The sequence below is a fragment of the Nesterenkonia haasae genome (assembly GCF_010119385.1).
Classification (GTDB): Bacteria; Actinomycetota; Actinomycetes; order Actinomycetales; family Micrococcaceae; genus Nesterenkonia; species Nesterenkonia haasae.
In genome coordinates this window covers 24,007-40,675 of sequence record NZ_VFIE01000029.1, presented here as the reverse complement: position 1 = coordinate 40,675, position 16,669 = coordinate 24,007, and the positions used below count along the sequence as shown (strand labels likewise).

The 16,669-nt window shown below is 63.2% G+C and carries 17 protein-coding genes; 12 read left to right on the top strand and 5 right to left on the bottom strand.

The window, feature by feature from the left end; genetic code table 11:
• Positions 1–23: 23 nt before the first annotated feature.
• From FH975_RS15070 to dapF, 4 genes are all read left to right on the top strand, one after another.
• Positions 24–671 (top strand): regulatory protein RecX, encoded by a 648-nt coding sequence (locus FH975_RS15070; protein WP_162322020.1) that lies wholly within the window; start codon positions 24–26, stop codon positions 669–671.
• Between the two features lie 90 nt (positions 672–761).
• Positions 762–2,279: a tRNA (N6-isopentenyl adenosine(37)-C2)-methylthiotransferase MiaB gene (gene miaB, locus FH975_RS15065; protein WP_162322019.1), complete on the top strand. Its 1,518-nt coding sequence runs from the start codon at positions 762–764 to the stop codon at positions 2,277–2,279.
• A 4-nt stretch (positions 2,280–2,283) separates the two neighbouring features.
• A complete protein-coding gene (gene miaA, locus FH975_RS15060; protein ID WP_162322018.1) occupies positions 2,284–3,201 on the top strand; it encodes a tRNA (adenosine(37)-N6)-dimethylallyltransferase MiaA in 918 nt (305 codons plus the stop codon).
• Between the two features lie 8 nt (positions 3,202–3,209).
• Positions 3,210–4,127, top strand: coding sequence for a diaminopimelate epimerase (dapF, locus tag FH975_RS15055; protein WP_162322017.1), 918 nt, complete (start codon positions 3,210–3,212; stop codon positions 4,125–4,127).
• Here the strand turns inward: dapF and FH975_RS15050 are convergent.
• Positions 4,111–5,526 (bottom strand): folylpolyglutamate synthase/dihydrofolate synthase family protein, encoded by a 1,416-nt coding sequence (locus tag FH975_RS15050; protein WP_162322016.1) that lies wholly within the window; start codon positions 5,524–5,526, stop codon positions 4,111–4,113. The genes dapF and FH975_RS15050 overlap by 17 nt on opposite strands.
• Entirely contained in the window at positions 5,523–6,146 is a 624-nt protein-coding gene (locus FH975_RS15045; RefSeq protein WP_162322015.1) for a class I SAM-dependent methyltransferase, read from the bottom strand. The genes FH975_RS15050 and FH975_RS15045 overlap by 4 nt, the downstream gene beginning before the upstream one ends.
• 212 nt (positions 6,147–6,358) lie before the next feature.
• Between FH975_RS15045 and hflX the strand changes: the two genes are divergently transcribed.
• On the top strand, positions 6,359–7,951 hold the full coding sequence (gene hflX, locus FH975_RS15040) for a GTPase HflX (protein WP_162322014.1): 1,593 nt from the start codon (positions 6,359–6,361) through the stop codon (positions 7,949–7,951).
• A gap of 3 nt (positions 7,952–7,954) precedes the next feature.
• Positions 7,955–9,982, top strand: coding sequence for an ATP-dependent DNA helicase (locus FH975_RS15035; RefSeq protein WP_328821918.1), 2,028 nt, complete (start codon positions 7,955–7,957; stop codon positions 9,980–9,982).
• On the opposite strand, the gene lexA is transcribed toward FH975_RS15035, so the two are convergent.
• Positions 9,969–10,691 carry a transcriptional repressor LexA gene (lexA, locus tag FH975_RS15030; RefSeq protein WP_162322013.1) on the bottom strand — a complete coding sequence of 241 codons (723 nt, stop codon included), beginning with the start codon at positions 10,689–10,691 and terminating at the stop codon, positions 9,969–9,971. The genes FH975_RS15035 and lexA overlap by 14 nt on opposite strands.
• Before the next feature lie 208 nt (positions 10,692–10,899).
• Between lexA and FH975_RS15025 the strand changes: the two genes are divergently transcribed.
• The 6 genes from FH975_RS15025 (at position 10,900) to FH975_RS15000 (ending at position 15,400) form a co-directional block, all read left to right on the top strand.
• Entirely contained in the window at positions 10,900–11,265 is a 366-nt protein-coding gene (locus FH975_RS15025) for a LysM peptidoglycan-binding domain-containing protein (protein ID WP_162322012.1), read from the top strand.
• 83 nt (positions 11,266–11,348) lie between these two features.
• Positions 11,349–12,455: a histidinol-phosphate transaminase gene (locus FH975_RS15020; RefSeq protein ID WP_162322011.1), complete on the top strand. Its 1,107-nt coding sequence runs from the start codon at positions 11,349–11,351 to the stop codon at positions 12,453–12,455.
• Between the two features lie 12 nt (positions 12,456–12,467).
• A complete protein-coding gene (hisB, locus tag FH975_RS15015) occupies positions 12,468–13,100 on the top strand; it encodes an imidazoleglycerol-phosphate dehydratase HisB (RefSeq protein ID WP_153079012.1) in 633 nt (210 codons plus the stop codon).
• A complete protein-coding gene (gene hisH / locus FH975_RS15010) occupies positions 13,097–13,738 on the top strand; it encodes an imidazole glycerol phosphate synthase subunit HisH (RefSeq protein WP_407938640.1) in 642 nt (213 codons plus the stop codon). The genes hisB and hisH overlap by 4 nt, the downstream gene beginning before the upstream one ends.
• 22 nt (positions 13,739–13,760) lie before the next feature.
• A complete protein-coding gene (gene priA, locus FH975_RS15005) occupies positions 13,761–14,522 on the top strand; it encodes a bifunctional 1-(5-phosphoribosyl)-5-((5-phosphoribosylamino)methylideneamino)imidazole-4-carboxamide isomerase/phosphoribosylanthranilate isomerase PriA (RefSeq protein WP_153079014.1) in 762 nt (253 codons plus the stop codon).
• A gap of 11 nt (positions 14,523–14,533) precedes the next feature.
• Positions 14,534–15,400, top strand: a complete 867-nt coding sequence (locus FH975_RS15000; RefSeq protein WP_162322010.1) for an SseB family protein — start codon at positions 14,534–14,536, stop codon at positions 15,398–15,400.
• Between the two features lie 44 nt (positions 15,401–15,444).
• Here the strand turns inward: FH975_RS15000 and FH975_RS14995 are convergent, their stop codons facing one another.
• Both FH975_RS14995 and FH975_RS14990 read right to left on the bottom strand, forming a co-directional pair.
• A complete protein-coding gene (locus FH975_RS14995) occupies positions 15,445–15,939 on the bottom strand; it encodes a MarR family winged helix-turn-helix transcriptional regulator (protein ID WP_153079016.1) in 495 nt (164 codons plus the stop codon).
• Between the two features lie 70 nt (positions 15,940–16,009).
• A complete protein-coding gene (locus tag FH975_RS14990; protein ID WP_162322009.1) occupies positions 16,010–16,669 on the bottom strand; it encodes a 3-oxoacid CoA-transferase subunit B in 660 nt (219 codons plus the stop codon).

Genomic DNA, 16,669 nt, shown 5'->3' with positions numbered 1-16,669 from the left:
AGCTCAAGGCGCTCTGATCCGCTATGGCCGACCCCAAAGTAGACGCACTGCGGGAAACGCTGCAGAAATACGAATCGGGTGAACTGCGCTCAGACCTTTTCGAGGGCTCCTCCGAGGTATCTCCACATCCTGAGGGTGAGAACGGCGGTACCCCTGCGGCTGGCGCGACCTCGGGGGATGAGTACACCAAAGCACGCGCCACAGTGCTGCGGAAGCTCACCGGCTCCCCGAAGTCCCGCCACCAATTGGCCGAAGTCTTGCTGGAAAAGGAGTTCAGCCAGGAGGTGGTCACCTCCGTGCTCGACCGGATGGAGGAGGTCCTGCTCATTGACGATGCCGAATTCGCACGAACCTGGGTGCGGACTCGTCACGAGATGAAGGGACTCGGTTCAGCCGTACTGCGCAGAGAGCTCCAAGATAAGGGCATAGCCAAGGCGACTATTGAGGCCGCCCTTGACCAGCTCACGGTTGAAGATGAGGACGCCGCCGCCCGCGAGCTCATTGAGAACAAGCTCCGAGGGGTCACGATCCCGGTGGGCAATGGTGAAGAGGACCGGAAGGAGCGGGAGAAGATCACACGCCGGCTCGTCGGTATGCTGGGTCGCCGCGGGCACAACCCCGGCGCAGCCTTCCAATTGGTCCGTGAGGCCATGGAAGTCCGCAGCGCCTAGAGCTCAGATGGTCCAGCTGGTCAAAGTCCGGTGTCCGAGCGGTAGAATTGGCCGGCACCCCGACCGCACCCGACACTATGCTGAGCTGACATGACTGAAGCACTATTGGACCGCACCGAATCGTCCGCCGCCACGCGCACCTACCAGGTGCGAACCTATGGCTGCCAGATGAACGTGCACGACTCTGAGCGGATCGCCGGTCTTCTCGAAGAAGCCGGGTACACCAAAGCCGCCGAGGGCGCCAGGCCAGACCTGACGGTCTTCAACACCTGTGCGGTGCGGGAGAACGCCGACAACCGGCTCTACGGAAACCTCAGTCAGCTCAAACCGATCAAAGAAGAACACGGCATGCAGATCGCCGTCGGTGGTTGCCTCGCACAGAAAGACCAGGACGCCGTCCTCAAACGTGCCCCCTTCGTTGATGTTGTCTTCGGAACCCACAACATCGGGTCCCTGCCGACACTGCTCGAACGCTCGCGGCACAACAAAGAAGCCAGCATCGAAATCCTCGAAGCGCTGGAAACCTTCCCCTCTACGCTGCCCACCAAACGCGAATCGGTCCACTCGGGATGGGTCTCCATCTCGGTGGGGTGCAATAACACCTGCACGTTCTGCATTGTGCCCTCCTTGCGCGGCAAAGAACGGGACCGACGCCCAGGGGAGGTGCTCGCTGAGGTTCAGGCATTGGTCGACGACGGAGCGGTCGAAGTCACCCTGCTTGGGCAGAACGTCAACACCTACGGTGTGGAATTCGGTGATCGGCAAGCCTTCGCGAAACTCCTCCGCGCGTGTGGTCAGATCCGGGGTCTGGAACGGGTGCGCTTCACATCCCCCCACCCGGCCAGCTTCACCGACGACGTCATTGACGCCATGGCAGAGACGCCCAATGTGATGCCCCAGCTGCATATGCCCCTGCAGTCCGGCTCAGACCGAATTCTCAAGGCCATGCGGCGTTCATATCGCGGCAAAAAGTTCCTCGGAATCCTCGACAAAGTCCGTCAGCGCATGCCGGAGGCAGCTGTCACCACAGACATCATTGTCGGATTCCCCGGTGAAACCGAAGCGGATTTCGAAGACACCATGCGAGTGGTGGAAGCCTCTCGCTTCGCCAGCGCCTACACCTTCCAATATTCTCCTCGGCCCGGCACCCCCGCCGCCGAGATGGAAGATCAGATCCCCAAAGAGGTGGTCCAGCAGCGCTTCGTGCGTTTGCTTGAGCTCCAGGACCGCATCACAGCAGAAGAGAACGCCACCCTGGAAGGAACTACCCAAGAGCTGCTCGTCACCGCAGACAGAGGGTCCAAGGGCCACGAAACCGGGCGCCTGTCAGGTAGGGCACCCGATAACCGGCTCGTTCACTTCAGCGTGCCCGACGGAGCGCCCACACCGCGTCCAGGTGACTTTGTCACCGTGCCCATCACCCACGCGGCGAGCTTCCACCTACTCTCCGATCCCGCACTAGCCGACTTCCGGGTACGCCGGTCGCCAGCCGGAGACGCCTGGGACCGCTGGCAGGCAGACTCCTGCGGGGTCGGGACCACAAAGGTCGACTCCGATAAGCCTGCTGCCGTATCGCTCGGCATGCCGGTGCTGCGTGCCGCACCCTGACCCCGTGGAGCAGAGCCCCCTGGTAGCTGTGGTCGGTGCCACAGCTTCCGGCAAAACTGGTCTGAGCCTGGAGCTGGCCCGGCGTCTCAACGGGGAGGTGATCAACGCTGACTCCATGCAGCTCTACCGCGGTATGAACATCGGCACGGCCAAAATCACCCCCCAAGAGGCTCAAGGCGTTCCGCACCACCTCTTGGACGTTCTCCATGTGACTGAAGAGGCATCCGTGGCCACATACCAAGCTAGGGCACGGGAAGTCATCGCTGAAATCCGAAGCCGCGGAAAGACTCCCATCATGGTCGGAGGCTCAGGCCTCTATATCCGTGCCGCACTCGACACCATCGAATTCCCACCCACAGACTCGCAGCTACGGGCCCAGATCCAAGCCCAGCTCAACACCGATGGAGCAGCAGCCCTGCGCGCGGAACTGCGTGATGCTGATCCCGAAACAGCTGCTGTGATCAAAGACGAACGCCGCCTGGTCCGGGCTGTGGAAGTCGTGCGTCTCACCGGACGGACCTTCACTTCTTTCATGCCGCAGCGTGCCCACGAACCCAGCCTCACACCGGTAGTCCAGCTGGGACTGCGCATAGACCGCCCGCTGCTCCACGAGCGCATTGCCGCTCGCGTCCAGCAGATGCGCACTTCCGGTCTGCTGGACGAGGTCCGCGCGCTTGACGCCGCGGGACTTCGGAGCGGAAGGACCGCCTCTGCAGCCATCGGGTACCAGCAGTTCCTGCGGGTGATCGACGGCATGCAGACCGAGGAAGACGCTGTTGAGGACACAATCGTCGCCACGCGAAAGTTTGCCCGTCGGCAGGAAACCTGGTTCCGAGCGGATCCCCGCACCATGTGGCTGGATTCCCCGGACCCCACCATTGCCGACCGTGCCATGGAAGCAATCCAAAGACAGGCTGGTTGAATACTCATATGCGCTTCACTAAGGCTCAGGCCACTGGAAATGACTTCGTCATGATCTCCGACCCAGAGGCTGAGATCGAACTCTCCGGCAAAGAAGTCACGACCCTCTGTGACCGCCACCTAGGAATCGGAGCCGACGGTCTCATTCGCGCAGTCCCGGCACACAAATTCAAGCACGGCCTGGCGGCGCTCACCGAGGCCAATCTCACCAGCACCGATGAGATCCCTCTCTGGTTCATGGACTACCGCAACGGTGACGGCTCCGAAGCAGAGATGTGCGGAAACGGGGTGCGCGCTTTCGCACACTACCTTGAGTCGGAAAAGCACATTGAGCTCGGTGAAGGAGACAGCATCCCGGTGCTCACCCGGGCCGGACTGCGGACGGTGCGGAAGGTCAGAGAAGGCTATGCCGTGGGAATGGGGGTGTGGTCCTTCATCGACCCGGAGATGGCCTCTGAAACAGCCTCAGACTCACTGGTGCGCGCCACAGGGCTCACCGACCCGCGTCCAGCCCTGAGTATCTCTATGGGCAACCCGCACACGGTTGTTGCCCTGCCGGATGTGGCCACGCTGCAGAAACTGGACCTGCACTATGCGCCCACAGTCGACCCCACTCCCTCGCACGGTACGAACGTCGAGTTCGTGGTGCCGGCAGACCCACTCGTTGAGCGCAACCAAGGCCGTGTCCGGATGCGTGTCCACGAGCGCGGTGTCGGCGAAACGCTCTCCTGCGGCACTGGGACCTGCGCCGCCGCGGCAGCCGTGCGAGTCTGGGCTGGGGCCGACGCAGTGGACACCTGGACCGTGACCGTCCCCGGAGGCGACGTCACCGTCCGCTTCATCGCTCGGCCCGATGGCGCAGAAGACGTCGAACTCGCCGGACCCGCGGTGCTCGTCTACTCCGGTGACATCACTCTGCCGCAGTAAACAGCTGCGACGCATCAGCGCCCAGGGTGCGCAACGTCAACGATGTGAACAGCACCGTTCCCACAGCCAATGAATCACCGCGGTGAAGCAGATCCAGCAACGTCGCGGAGGCAGCCGACTGGTGCGCCCCGCCGGTTCCAAGATCGTCCAACCGGACCCATTCCCAGCCAGGACCACTCGGCCAGTCCCGCCGCTCCGGGGTGCCGATATACGCACCTGGCATCTCGATGAAGATCTTCGACCCAGAAAAGCCCTGCAGCTCCGAGGCAAACCCCTGCAGGTCCTTCGACGGCGGCAGACACACCAACACCTGCGCCGTCCTGTCCAGTGCACCTGCGGCACACGTCAGCGCAGCCTGCAGTCCGCTGCGTGAGACAGCAGAATCCACCACACAGTGACGTACTGGGCTTCTCCCTGTTGGGCCCGCCGCCGCAGGATCGCCAGCACCTACGGGAACCTCATGCACCGAGAGCCGACCCGGATACCGCACAGACTGGGATACTGCGGCAAGCTGGTGCAGCTCAGCATCCGAGACTGCGAATTCCGCCGCATCTGTCAGCGGGCTCCTCGAGATGGCCACACCAGCTGTGACTCCCGCAGCCGCATTCTCCTGGGCAAAACCCGGCGGCAGGTGGCCCACCACCGGTGAGATCCACAGCCCTGCCACGCCGCTCGGAGTCATGAATCGTGCTCCCACCTCACGGCAGCGCTGTTCAATGATCGCCTGCACCGAAGGCCTCTGCGGGCATGCCACCACCCACTGAGTGTGAGGCGTAATGACTGCCGACTTATTCTGAGCGACATCCTCCACAGCAGGGCCCAGCAGATCCAGATGCTCGCCGAAAATCCCGGTGACGATCACACCGTCCAATGGCCAATGGGACAGATCATCGGAAGCCCCTCCGATACCCGCCTCCGCCACGACGATATCCGCATCCACCTCACGGGCAATCAGGAAACCCATCAGCAGGAACAGCCCCGTCGGTGCGAGGTACCCGGAGCTCTCCGTGGCCTGTGGCAACAGCTGCCGAGCCTGCCGGATCTTCAGCAATGCGCTGCGCCGGAGGTCCTCCCCGACTGGCGCGCCACCAACGCGGATTCTGTCAGCGTTGGACAGCACCCCCGGGCTCATCACTGTGACCACACGCCCGCCACCGCTAGCAGCAGCAGCAGCCGATGCGTAGGCACTGGCCGTGCCCTTACCCTTCGACCCCACCACGCCCACGGTGCGGTGCCCGACATCCCCAGGGGAGTACCCGAGCTGCTTCATCAGAGCCTGCGTCCGGCTTAGCGAACGGGAACTGCCCTGCCGAAGTGTGCGCCATTCTGAGAATACGACCTGCTCTTCGAGTGCGGCTACGGGCAGTGAGGCCGCAGCGGCGTCGTCGTGCTCTGTCACAGGTCCGCTCCGCGGCGGACCCGAAGGATCCGGAACCCTTTGACACTGGTGAGGCGTTCGACGGTGAAGTCATCGCCGACCGCGGCGAGCATGGACTTCAACCAGGTCAGCAGAGAATCCGCCCCCAGGTTCTTCTGCACCACCAGGTGCGCCTCTCCGCCGTCGTCGAGCCTGGGAAGCCACAGCTGCAGCAGCTCGTGCAGTGCAGGCTTTCCGATCCTGATAGGTGGGTTAGACCAGATCGTGGCGAAGCGGTGACCCGTCGGCACCTCATCCGGAGCGCAGACTGTGACGTTGCTCAACTCCAGCTCAGCAGCATTCTCCGCGCACAGTGTCCTGGCGCGTTCGTTGACGTCCACGGCCCACACCTCCGCCTGTGGCGCCAGCATCGCCTGGGTCAGCGCGATCGGTCCCCAGCCGCAGCCGATATCGAGGACATGACCTGAGACTGCCGGATCAGGAACCTCACGCAGCAGGATCTCGGTGCCTTTATCCACACCGTCAGGGGAGAAGATCCCTCCGGCGGTGCTGGCGGTGAATCGCCGACCCGCCAGCGTCACCTCTATGCGGCGGCGGTCGAAGGGACCCGAAGGAGAACTGAAATAGTGCGCAGAATTCATCACTTGATAGAGTAGTACGCATGTGGATTCGTATTACCCAGCACGCACGGCCTCGTTCAGCGGTCTGAACAGAACACGTCAGCTCCCGGATGGCCCGTTGCGGTCCCGGTTGAGCATGTCCGAATCCAAGACCTACACAAGTCCCGCGCAGGGGATGACACGTATCGGTGCGACGACGCCTGAGTCACCCTGGCAGTACGGGCAAGGAATTCATGACTGAACACAAGAACACACCCGAATCCTCCTCTATCGACGACACCATCGCGCGCATTCTCGCAGCCGACGAGGCCGCGAAGTCCGCTGAGCCGGCAGCCGAGCAGATCGTCGAGCAGCAAGAGGACTTCACGACTGACGAGGAGGCGCAGCGCCGCAGCGGAATCCTCGGGGGTCGTGCCCGTGAACTCTCCGGAGCTGATATCCACACCGACCATGATGGTGACCAGTACGATCTCTTCGAGCGCCGCAACCTGCGCCGAGTAGAGGGTCTCTCCACAGAGCTGGAAGACGTCACCGAGGTCGAGTACCGTCAGCTGCGGTTGGAACGGGTAGTTCTGGCAGGCCTCTGGTCCGGAGGATCTGCTGCCGAGGCCGAGTACTCCCTCCGGGAACTCGCCGCCCTGGCCGCCACCGCCGGTTCGACCGTGCTGGACGGGTTCCTGCAGCGCCGAGCCACCCCAGACCCCGGCACATTCTTCGGGTCCGGTAAGGCTGTAGAGATCAAGGAGGCCGTCGCAGAGCTCGGCGCCGACACTGTGGTGGTGGATTCTGAACTCGCACCCTCCCAGCGCCGCGGCCTGGAGGACATCGTCAAGGTCAAGGTCATCGACCGCACCGGACTGATCTTGGACATCTTCGCCCAGCACGCGAAGTCGCGGGAGGGCAAGGCCCAAGTGGAGCTTGCTCAACTCGAGTACCTGCTTCCCCGCCTGCGCGGTTGGGGTGAGTCGATGTCGCGTCAGGCAGGCGGCCAGGTCGGTGGCGCCGGAGCGGGTATGGGCTCCCGCGGACCCGGTGAGACCAAGATCGAACTGGACCGACGCCGTATCAACACCCGCATGGCCAAGCTGCGCAAGCAGATCGCAGCCATGAAACCAGCCAGGGAAGCTAAACGCGCCAACCGCAGACGCAACGCAGTCCCCAGTGTGGCCATCGCCGGTTATACCAACGCCGGCAAATCAAGCCTGCTCAACCGGCTCACCGACGCAGGAGTGCTGGTGGAGAACGCCCTGTTCGCCACCCTCGACCCCACCACTCGTAAAGCCGTCACCCCCGACGGGATCGGCTATACGCTCTCCGACACGGTCGGATTCGTCCGGCAGCTGCCCACTCAGCTGGTTGAGGCGTTCCGATCCACACTGGAGGAGGTAGCCGACGCCGACCTCATCCTGCACGTGGTGGACGCTTCCCACCCCGAGCCGGAAGGACAGATCGCTGCGGTCCGCACTGTGCTCGCCGACGTCGACGCGCATCAGGTGGACGAGATCATCGTGCTGAATAAGGCCGATGCCGCCGAAGACCACGTCATTGACCGCATCATGCGGCGGGAACCGCATGTGGCTGTCGTCTCGGCGCACACCGGTGAAGGGATCGCTGAACTCAAAGAGCGCATCAGCGCCGCGATCCCGCGTCCCAACCTGGAGATGGAACTGCTGGTGCCCTACGACCACGGTGAAGTCGTATCCCGGCTGCACGCAGAAGATGCAGAGATACTCTCCTCAGCCTATGAGGAAGCCGGAACCAGGCTCTCGGTGCGAGTTCGGCCGACACTGGCCGCGGAGCTGCAGCAGTTCCAGGTAGAGTCCTAACCTGTGACGCAGGGGAGTACGGCGACCTCGCATCCGCAGGCGGCGGAGCGGCTGCTGGACACGGCGGTGGCATCCTTCAACGGCAGCCGACGGTCCGGCCAAGTGGAGATGACCCGCCGCGTTGCTGACTCGCTGCGCACCGGCAAGCACCTGCTGGTCCAAGCCGGAACAGGTACCGGGAAATCTCTTGCCTACCTCATTCCCGCGCTCCATCACGCAGTATCGACCGGCAAGCCGGTCCTCGTCTCCACCGCGACTCTTGCGCTCCAGGCCCAGATTATGGGCAGGGACCTGCCGCGGCTGCTGGAGAGCATTCAGGAAGACCTTCCCCGGCCCGCCCAGACCGCCTTGGTCAAAGGCCGGTCCAACTATCTGTGCAAGCAGAAGCTTGCCGGTGGGTTCCCGGACGACGACGAAGACCAGGAAGCGTTGTTCGCTGCGGCGGTCGAACCCACCGGAGGGGTCACCACCTACGAACCCACCTCCAAATTGGGCAAAGAAGTGGTGATGCTCCGCGAATGGGCGGACACGACCGATACCGGGGACCGTGACCATCTGCCCAGTGGAGTCACCGATAAGGCCTGGCGGCAGGTTTCGGTCAACGCCGTGGACTGTCTGGGTCGGAAGTGCTCCATGTTCGACGAGTGCTTCTCCGAACTAGCACGCAAAGACGCTCAAGAGGCCGATCTGGTCATCACCAACCACGCCATGCTGGCCATCGACGCCTTTGAAGGTTTGGACGTGCTCCCGGAACATGAGGCGGTGATCATAGACGAGGCTCACGAGCTGACGGAGAGGGTGACCTCCGCCGTGACCGTCCAGCTTTCGGCCCAAATGATCCAGGCCGCGGCGAGCTCAGCACGCCGGTACACCGCCATCAACGTCGACGGTCTCCAGGCCGCAGCTGTCGCGGTCGAAGCCGCGTTCGGCGGCGTGGAGGATGGTCTGCTGGCTCGCGGGCTCAACGAGCAGCAGGCCGGCGCTGTCGAATCGGCCCGCAATGCGGCCCGTACTGCATTGGCCGACTCCAAGCCTTCCGGTGATGCTGAAGCCGACCCCGGGCGCACCAACGCGCGGTCCCGCCTCCAGGCAGTCTTCGATGTCACCGAACGAATGCTCTCCAGCAGCCACACTGCCGACGTAGTGTGGGTCTCCCGGCCCGGAACATTCACGCCCGGCCAGGGATATCAGCAGGCGGATGTGTCCGAACCGCCACTGCTCTTCGTAGCTCCCACCTCGGTTGCCGGCCGACTGCGTGAAGGGCTCTTCGGCACCCGGACAGTGGTTCTGACATCGGCTACCCTCACTATCGGTGAGAGCTTCGATCCCGTGGCTGGCTCCGTGGGCCTGCTGGGTGCCGAGGCCCCTCAGTGGGACGGAGTCGATGTGGGAAGTCCATTCGACTACCCGCGCCAAGGCATGCTGTATGTGGCCAAGCACCTGCCTGCTCCATCGATGAAGTCGCAGGACGCTCAGCGTGAAGAGCTCGCCGGCCTTATTGAGGCCTCAGGCGGAGCCACTTTGGCGCTGTTCTCCTCCCGACGCGCCGCGGAGCAGGCGGCTGAGGACCTCCGGAAAACACTGGATGTGCCAATACTGTGTCAGGGTGACTCCACGATGTCAGCACTGGTGAGGGAGTTCGCCGAAGATGAGCAGACGTGCTTGTTCGGAACAATGAGCCTCTGGCAGGGGGTCGATGTTCCTGGTAGATCATGCCGACTGGTAGCCATTGACCGTATTCCGTTCCCACGGCCCGACGACCCGCTGAACAACGCGCGCAGCCAAGAGGTCGCCAGGGCCGGGGGCAACGGTTTCATGCAGGTGGCTGCTACCCACGCCGCAATCCGGCTCAGCCAGGGTGCAGGGAGACTCATCCGCACCACGGAGGACCGGGGCGTTCTGGCTATCTTGGACTCCCGACTCGCCAACGCTCGGTACGGCGCTTTCCTGAAGAAATCAATGCCTGAGTTCTGGGCCACAGCAAACGGAGACGTCGCCCGCAACGCCCTGAGTCGGCTCAGAGACTCCTGAGAACCGTCACTACCTTGCCCATAATGCTGGCCTCGTCACCAAGTATGGGTTCGTAGAGCCGATTCTGTGGCAATAGCCACTGGTGCCCATCCCGGCGTCGGAGCACCTTGACTGTGGCCTCCTCCTCCAGAAGTGCGGCCACGATGTCCCCGTTGTCTGCGTCCTGCTGGCGGCGCACCACCACCCAGTCGTCTTCGAAGATTCCGGCATCAATCATGGAATCACCGCGCACTCTCAGCATGAACAGTTCACCTTCACCGGTGAGCTGACGAGGCAGCGGCATGACATCCTCAAGGTGCTGCTCCGCAAGGATCGGGCCACCGGCGGCAATGCGACCGACAACCGGAACATCCGCAGTGCGGGAGTCACTCTCAGTCCTGTACGAATCAAGGTCAACCACAGTCGAGTCCCTAGCTGGCTCAGCGGGAGCCTCCGCACTGAGGATCTCGGTGAGCAGACGTCCGGACGAATCCCGTATGACCTCCATGGCGCGGGGCTTGCCAGGGTCACGCCGCACATAGCCAAGGTCCTGCAGTCGTGCTAGCTGATGCGTCACCGAGGAGAGTGAGGCCAGGCCGACCGCGTCACCGATCTCGCGCATTGACGGCGGGTAGCTGCGTTCGGACAGCGACGTTTGAATCATGTCTACGATGCGCCGCTGTCGTTCTGTCAGCGGCTTGGCTGTGTCCTTCTCATCGCCTGCGCTCATGGGGTTCTCCTCGCCGGGTCGGAAGCATGTCCGACCCTCCTGGTGTGATGGACCACGACACCGACGTTGTCGAATGTCACTTCGAACTTCACGCTCACAATAGTCCAGATCGCACATAGTTTCCATAGATATGGTCGTGTGTCCTGGAAAAGGTTCGAATATATGTGCTATACATAGAACACAGGTTCGAATAAGGAGGAACTTCCCCATGACTGCCACCGCGAACTCTGAAGCCATTCGCATCCACCGGAACTCACAGCTGCCCGCCCTTACCCGCCGCGGTCGTCTTTTTCTGCTGGGACTCCCGGCGCTGCTGCTCGCTGCCACGCTCCTGGTTGCGGCTGTCTTCGCCGGAGCTGCGTTGTTCAACCAAGCCCAGGCAAGCACCGACTCCGAGGCTGGCCTCGAAGCAGAGGTAGTCACCGTGACAGAAGGTGACACGCTGTGGTCCATTGCATCAGCGGCTGAGAGCGGCACTGACGTGCAACTGCTGATCACGCAGATCGCGGAGCTGAATGACCTCGACTCCTCCCAGCTGGCTCCTGGCCAGGAGCTCTACGTCCCAGTCGATTAGTTGCCAGCTCGGAGCTTTTCGCTGGTTGAGACAGGCGGTGCTCAGCCGATCGCACCACGGGAGTGGGCGACTACCATGGTCGGGTGACTGAACCACGATTGGCCGACCTTCCACTCCGTGCTGAACTCCGGGGCCAGGAGCCCTACGGGGCACCGCAACTGCCAGTGCAGACGATGCTCAACGTCAATGAGACGACCTACGATGTTCCAGCAGACGTCGTCGATGCGATCGCTAAAGAGGTCCGCTCCGCGGCTGAGACGCTGAATCGATATCCTGACCGAGAGTTCAGCGGCCTGCGACACAAGCTGGCGGCCTACCTTACTCGGGAGTCTGGAGCGGATCTCGACGCCCGTCAGATATGGGCGGGCAACGGCTCCAATGAAGTGATGCAGCATATTCTGCAGGCCTTTGCTGGTCCGGGACGGTCCGTGATGTCCTTTCCTCCCACGTACTCCATGTACCCGCTCTACGCCCGCGGGGTCTACAGCGACTACATTGCCGGAACCCGCAGTAAGGACTTCACACAGGACCCCGGTGATGTCGCTGCGCAGATCAGAGAACACAGGCCGCACGTGGTCATCCTCTGTTCGCCCAATAACCCCACCGGCACCTCGCTGGGCCTCGACGTGGTCGAAGCGGCATATGAAGCTGCGCTCGAATCGGACACCATGGTGGTCGTCGATGAAGCCTATGGAGAATTCCGGCAGCCCGGTACGCGTTCAGCGCTGACCATGCTTGCCGGCCGTCCACGGCTCATCGTCACCAGAACGATGTCCAAGGCTTTCGCTCTGGCTGGTGGACGGCTCGGCTACCTTGCCGCTGCACCTGCGGTGACGGATGCCCTGCGCTTGGTCCGACTGCCTTACCACCTGTCAGCTATCACCCAGGCCGCCGCCACGGCTGCCCTGGACCATGCTGAGACACTTATGGCCAATGTGCAGCGAATCAAAGTCCAGCGGGACCGGCTCGTCGCCGAGCTCGCCGCAATGGGGCTGAGCCCGTACCCATCGGATGCGAACTTCGTGCTCTTCGGCGGACTCCAGGACGCCCACGCGGCCTGGCAGCATCTGCTCGACGACGGCATCCTCATCCGCGAAGTGGCCATCGAGGGCCACCTGAGGGTCACGGCTGGAACCGAGCCGGAGACCACGGACTTCCTGAACTCCTTGCGCAGCTACCTCAACGGTTAGGATTAACTCCTTATGTCAGCTGAACTTATCTCCGGCCGCGGAACACCATCACGGGCCGCGCACATGCAGCGCACGACCAGCGAATCTCAGGTCACCGTCAGGCTGGATCTCGACGGGACGGGCACCTCCGATATATCCACCACCGTGCCCTTCTTCGACCATATGCTCACAGCCCTGGCCAAGCATTCGCTGATCGACCTCACAGTGGAGGCGCAGGGGGACACGCACATTGATGTTCACCACACAGTGGAGGACACCGCGATCGTCCTCGGTGAGGTGCTTCGCACGGCGCTGGGGGACAAACGTGGCATCCGCAGGTTCGGCTATGCGTCCATTCCTCTGGACGAGGCGTTGGCGGAGGCGACCGTCGACGTCTCTGGCCGGCCCTACCTGGTCCACACCGGCGAGCCGGAGGGCCAGCAGTATCACCTGATTGGCGGCCACTTCACCGGGTCCATGACCCGGCACGTCTTTGAGGCCATCACCTACCACTCCGGCATCTGTCTGCATATGCGTGTCCTCTCCGGCCGGGACCCGCACCACATAGTGGAAGCTCAGTTCAAGGCTTTCGCACGTGCGCTGCGCGCCGCCGTGGAGTCCGACCCGCGCACTGATGAGATCCCATCCACCAAGGGCGCGCTGTGACTGGGAAGCCTTCAGTCGCCGTCCTGGACTACGGATCAGGCAATGTGCACTCTGCGGTGCGCGCCCTGGAGCGTTCAGGGGCAGATGTGGAGCTCACCCAGGATGTGGATGCCGTTCTCAACGCTGACGGGCTCGTGGTCCCCGGGGTAGGGGCGTTTGCCGCTGTGATGGATGCGCTCAACGCCATCGAGGCCCCGCGCTGGATCGGCCGCCGCATCGCCGGATCCCGACCAGTCCTGGGCATCTGCGTCGGACATCAGGTGCTCTTCGACCGCGGTGTGGAACACGGCATCGCCGCAGCGGGTATGGCGGAATGGCCCGGTGAGGTCACGGCTCTGCCCCGCGATGTGGTGGTCCCGCACATGGGCTGGAACACGGTGCGCCCCCCTGAAGGCAGCACGCTCTTCAGCGGCATCGAGGACCAGCGTTTCTACTTCGTGCACTCCTACGCAGTGCAGTCCTGGGACTTCGATCAGAGCATCGGTGCCATCGCCCCACCCAAGGTCACCTGGTCCCACCACGGTGCTGACTTCGTTGCCGCCGTGGAGAACGGCCCCCTCACTGCCACCCAATTCCACCCGGAGAAGTCCGGCGACGCCGGCATGCAGCTGCTGCGCAACTGGATCACCTCACTCTGACCCCTTCAGGAGAAAACACCCTATGACTGACACCACTGTGCCCGCCGCCACTACCAGTGCCCTGGAGCTGCTGCCCGCTGTGGACGTCGCCGATGGCCAAGCAGTCCGGCTCGTCCAGGGCGAGGCGGGATCAGAAACCGGCTACGGGGACCCCCTCGAAGCGGCCCAGTCGTGGCAGGACCAGGGAGCGGAGTGGATCCATCTTGTGGATCTCGACGCTGCCTTCGGTCGCGGGCACAATCGTGAGATCCTCCAACGTGTTGTCGAGCAGATGACCATCAAGATCGAACTCTCTGGGGGCATCCGGGACGACGAATCACTCGACCGCGCCCTGGAGATGGGAGCCACCCGGGTCAACCTCGGAACCGCTGCCCTGGAGGACCCGGAATGGACGGCACGCGCCATTGAACGCCATGGGGACGCCATTGCAGTGGGTCTCGACGTGCGAGGTGAAACCTTGGCCGCCCGCGGTTGGACCAAGGAAGGCGGCAACCTCTGGGACGTTCTGGCCCGCCTTGAGGATGCAGGCTGCCCGCGCTACGTCGTGACCGACGTCACCAAGGACGGCACGCTGCGCGGACCAAACACCGAACTTCTCGCGCAGGTCGCGGCGAAGACCAATCGGCCTGTCGTCGCCTCCGGGGGAATCTCCAGCCTGGAGGACATCGCCGCACTAGCGGGTATGGTGTCCTCCGGAGTGGAAGGAGCAATTATGGGCAAGGCGCTCTATGCGGGCAAATTCACTCTCCCCGAGGCGCTGAAGGTCGCGGCCGAATCCCGCTGAACGAGGAACCTGTGACCCACAGCTCCAAAAACCTACCGGCGCACATTTCTGCCCTGCTGGATCGCCAGCAACGCAGCCCTCACGGACAGCCTGCAGATTCGGCCGGCACCCCCTGGTCAGGGCGAGACCTCTCAGGCGAGGGAAACCCGCTGCACACCTTCGACGGCGACGACGGGCTCACCACCCCGGTGCTCGGAGAGGCGCGACGCCGCCTGCTCGCCGGAGACACCGATGAACCCGGATTCGTCAACGCCCTGGCAGGCCAGCGCCTCTTCGCCCCTGTCATTGCTTCCGGTCACGCAGATGCGGAGCAGGGGGACAAAGAAGCTGACATCTCCCTGGTGACGCTGACGGCCACTGACGGCCGATCCGCCATGCCTGTCTTCACTTCCGTCGAGGAGCTGACTGCGTGGCATCCGGAAGCGAGACCCGTTGCGGCCGAAGCTGAAAGGGTGATGCTCGCAGCACTGGCGGAGGGGGCCCAGCTCCTCGTGTTGGATCCCAGCAGTACCACCCTGACGTTCGTAGTTCGCGGACCGGCCATGGAGGCTCTGGCTCGCGGGGAGACCTGGACGCCGAGCTATCAGGACCAGGAGTTGGCCCAGGCCCTGGCAGAGCTTCCAGCCATGTGCCCAGGGGTGACAGCACTGCGGCTCAGCCCCGGCCGGGGCATCATGACAACTGCCGCTGACGGACGGGCAGTGCTGGGGGGAGGCACCGGGCCCGAGCTGAGTATCGGCGTCGTCGTTGCACCTCATACTGACACGGTAGGTGTCCGTCTGGCCCTGGCCGCAGTCCAGGCAGCGGTCGAAGACATTGAGCTGCTCCGGGAACGGGCAGATTCGGTTCAGGTCATCAGAGCCGCCGACCAGCCCTGAGTCTGCGCCCCTGCAAGCGGAGCAGGATGGTCACCCAGGGACAGTCAGCAGGGCTCGTCGGCTTGTTGGGCGGTGCGGTAGATCTGTTCGCAGATGACCTGTAGCTCGTTAGCCTGAGCATCGTCCAAAGCGGGGTGGAACAGCTGTTTGATGTGCTGGGCGTGGACCCGCGACGCGGCTGAGAAGACCTTTTCCCCTTCGGCGGTGAGCCGGGCAGTCATTCCGCGCTTGTCATTCTCATCTGTGCAGCGATCGATCAGGCCCCGGTTCGCCAGGGACTTCACTTGGTAGGACAGGCGAGAAGGGGAGAAGACCATCTGCTCGGCCAACTGTCCCATGCGCAGCTGGTGCCCTTCCGCCTCAGCAAGCAGCAGCAGAATGTTGTACTCGGCGAGTTTCAACCCAGTCACCGCATGCAGGCGCTTCTCCATCCGGTCGCTGATCAACGCCGAGGTCTCAAAGAATGCACGCCAAGCTCTGGCCTTCGGCGAAAAGCCGGTCAGGTCACGCTCTCGGGATGCGAACGGCTCGGGGGTCACCCCCACATACTACCGATGCCCATCCCAAGAGGCGTCTCCTGCTCAGCAGTGCCTGCCCGGCAGCGCCAAGTCAGCGCAGCGGGGCTGCGGTAGCATCGCGGATCTGCTCCTCGCTGACGCCCGGAGCGGTCTCCACCAGAGTGAAATGCGGATCGGCTGGGTCCGTGCCGACATTAATGACGCCCAGGTCAGTGATGATCGTGTTCACCACACCCCGGCCGGTCAGCGGCAGAGTGCACTGAGGGAGCAGCTTTGAGCCACCGTCCTTGGTGCGGTGGTCCATCAGCACAATCACGCGCCTGGCACCATGGACCAGGTCCATGGCGCCTCCCATCCCCTTGACCATCTTGCCGGGCACCATCCAGTTGGCCAGGTCACCATTGGCTGCGACCTGCATCCCACCAAGGACAGCCACATCGAGCTTGCTGCCCCGAATCATGCCGAAACTTGTGGATGAGTCGAAGAACGCGGCACCGAGGTTGACGGTGACGGTTTCCTTACCGGCATTGATCAGGTCCGGGTCAAGGTCCTGCTCCTCTGGGTAGGGCCCCACGCCAAGTATTCCGTTCTCCGAGTGGAGGATCACATCGCGTCCGGTCTCAATGTGGTTCGGGATCAGTGTGGGCATCCCGATACCGAGGTTGACGTAGTCGCCGTCGCGGAGTTCCTGCGCTGCCCGAGCAGCCATCTGGTCACGAGTCCATCCTGTGGCCTGTGTCTTATCCGTCAT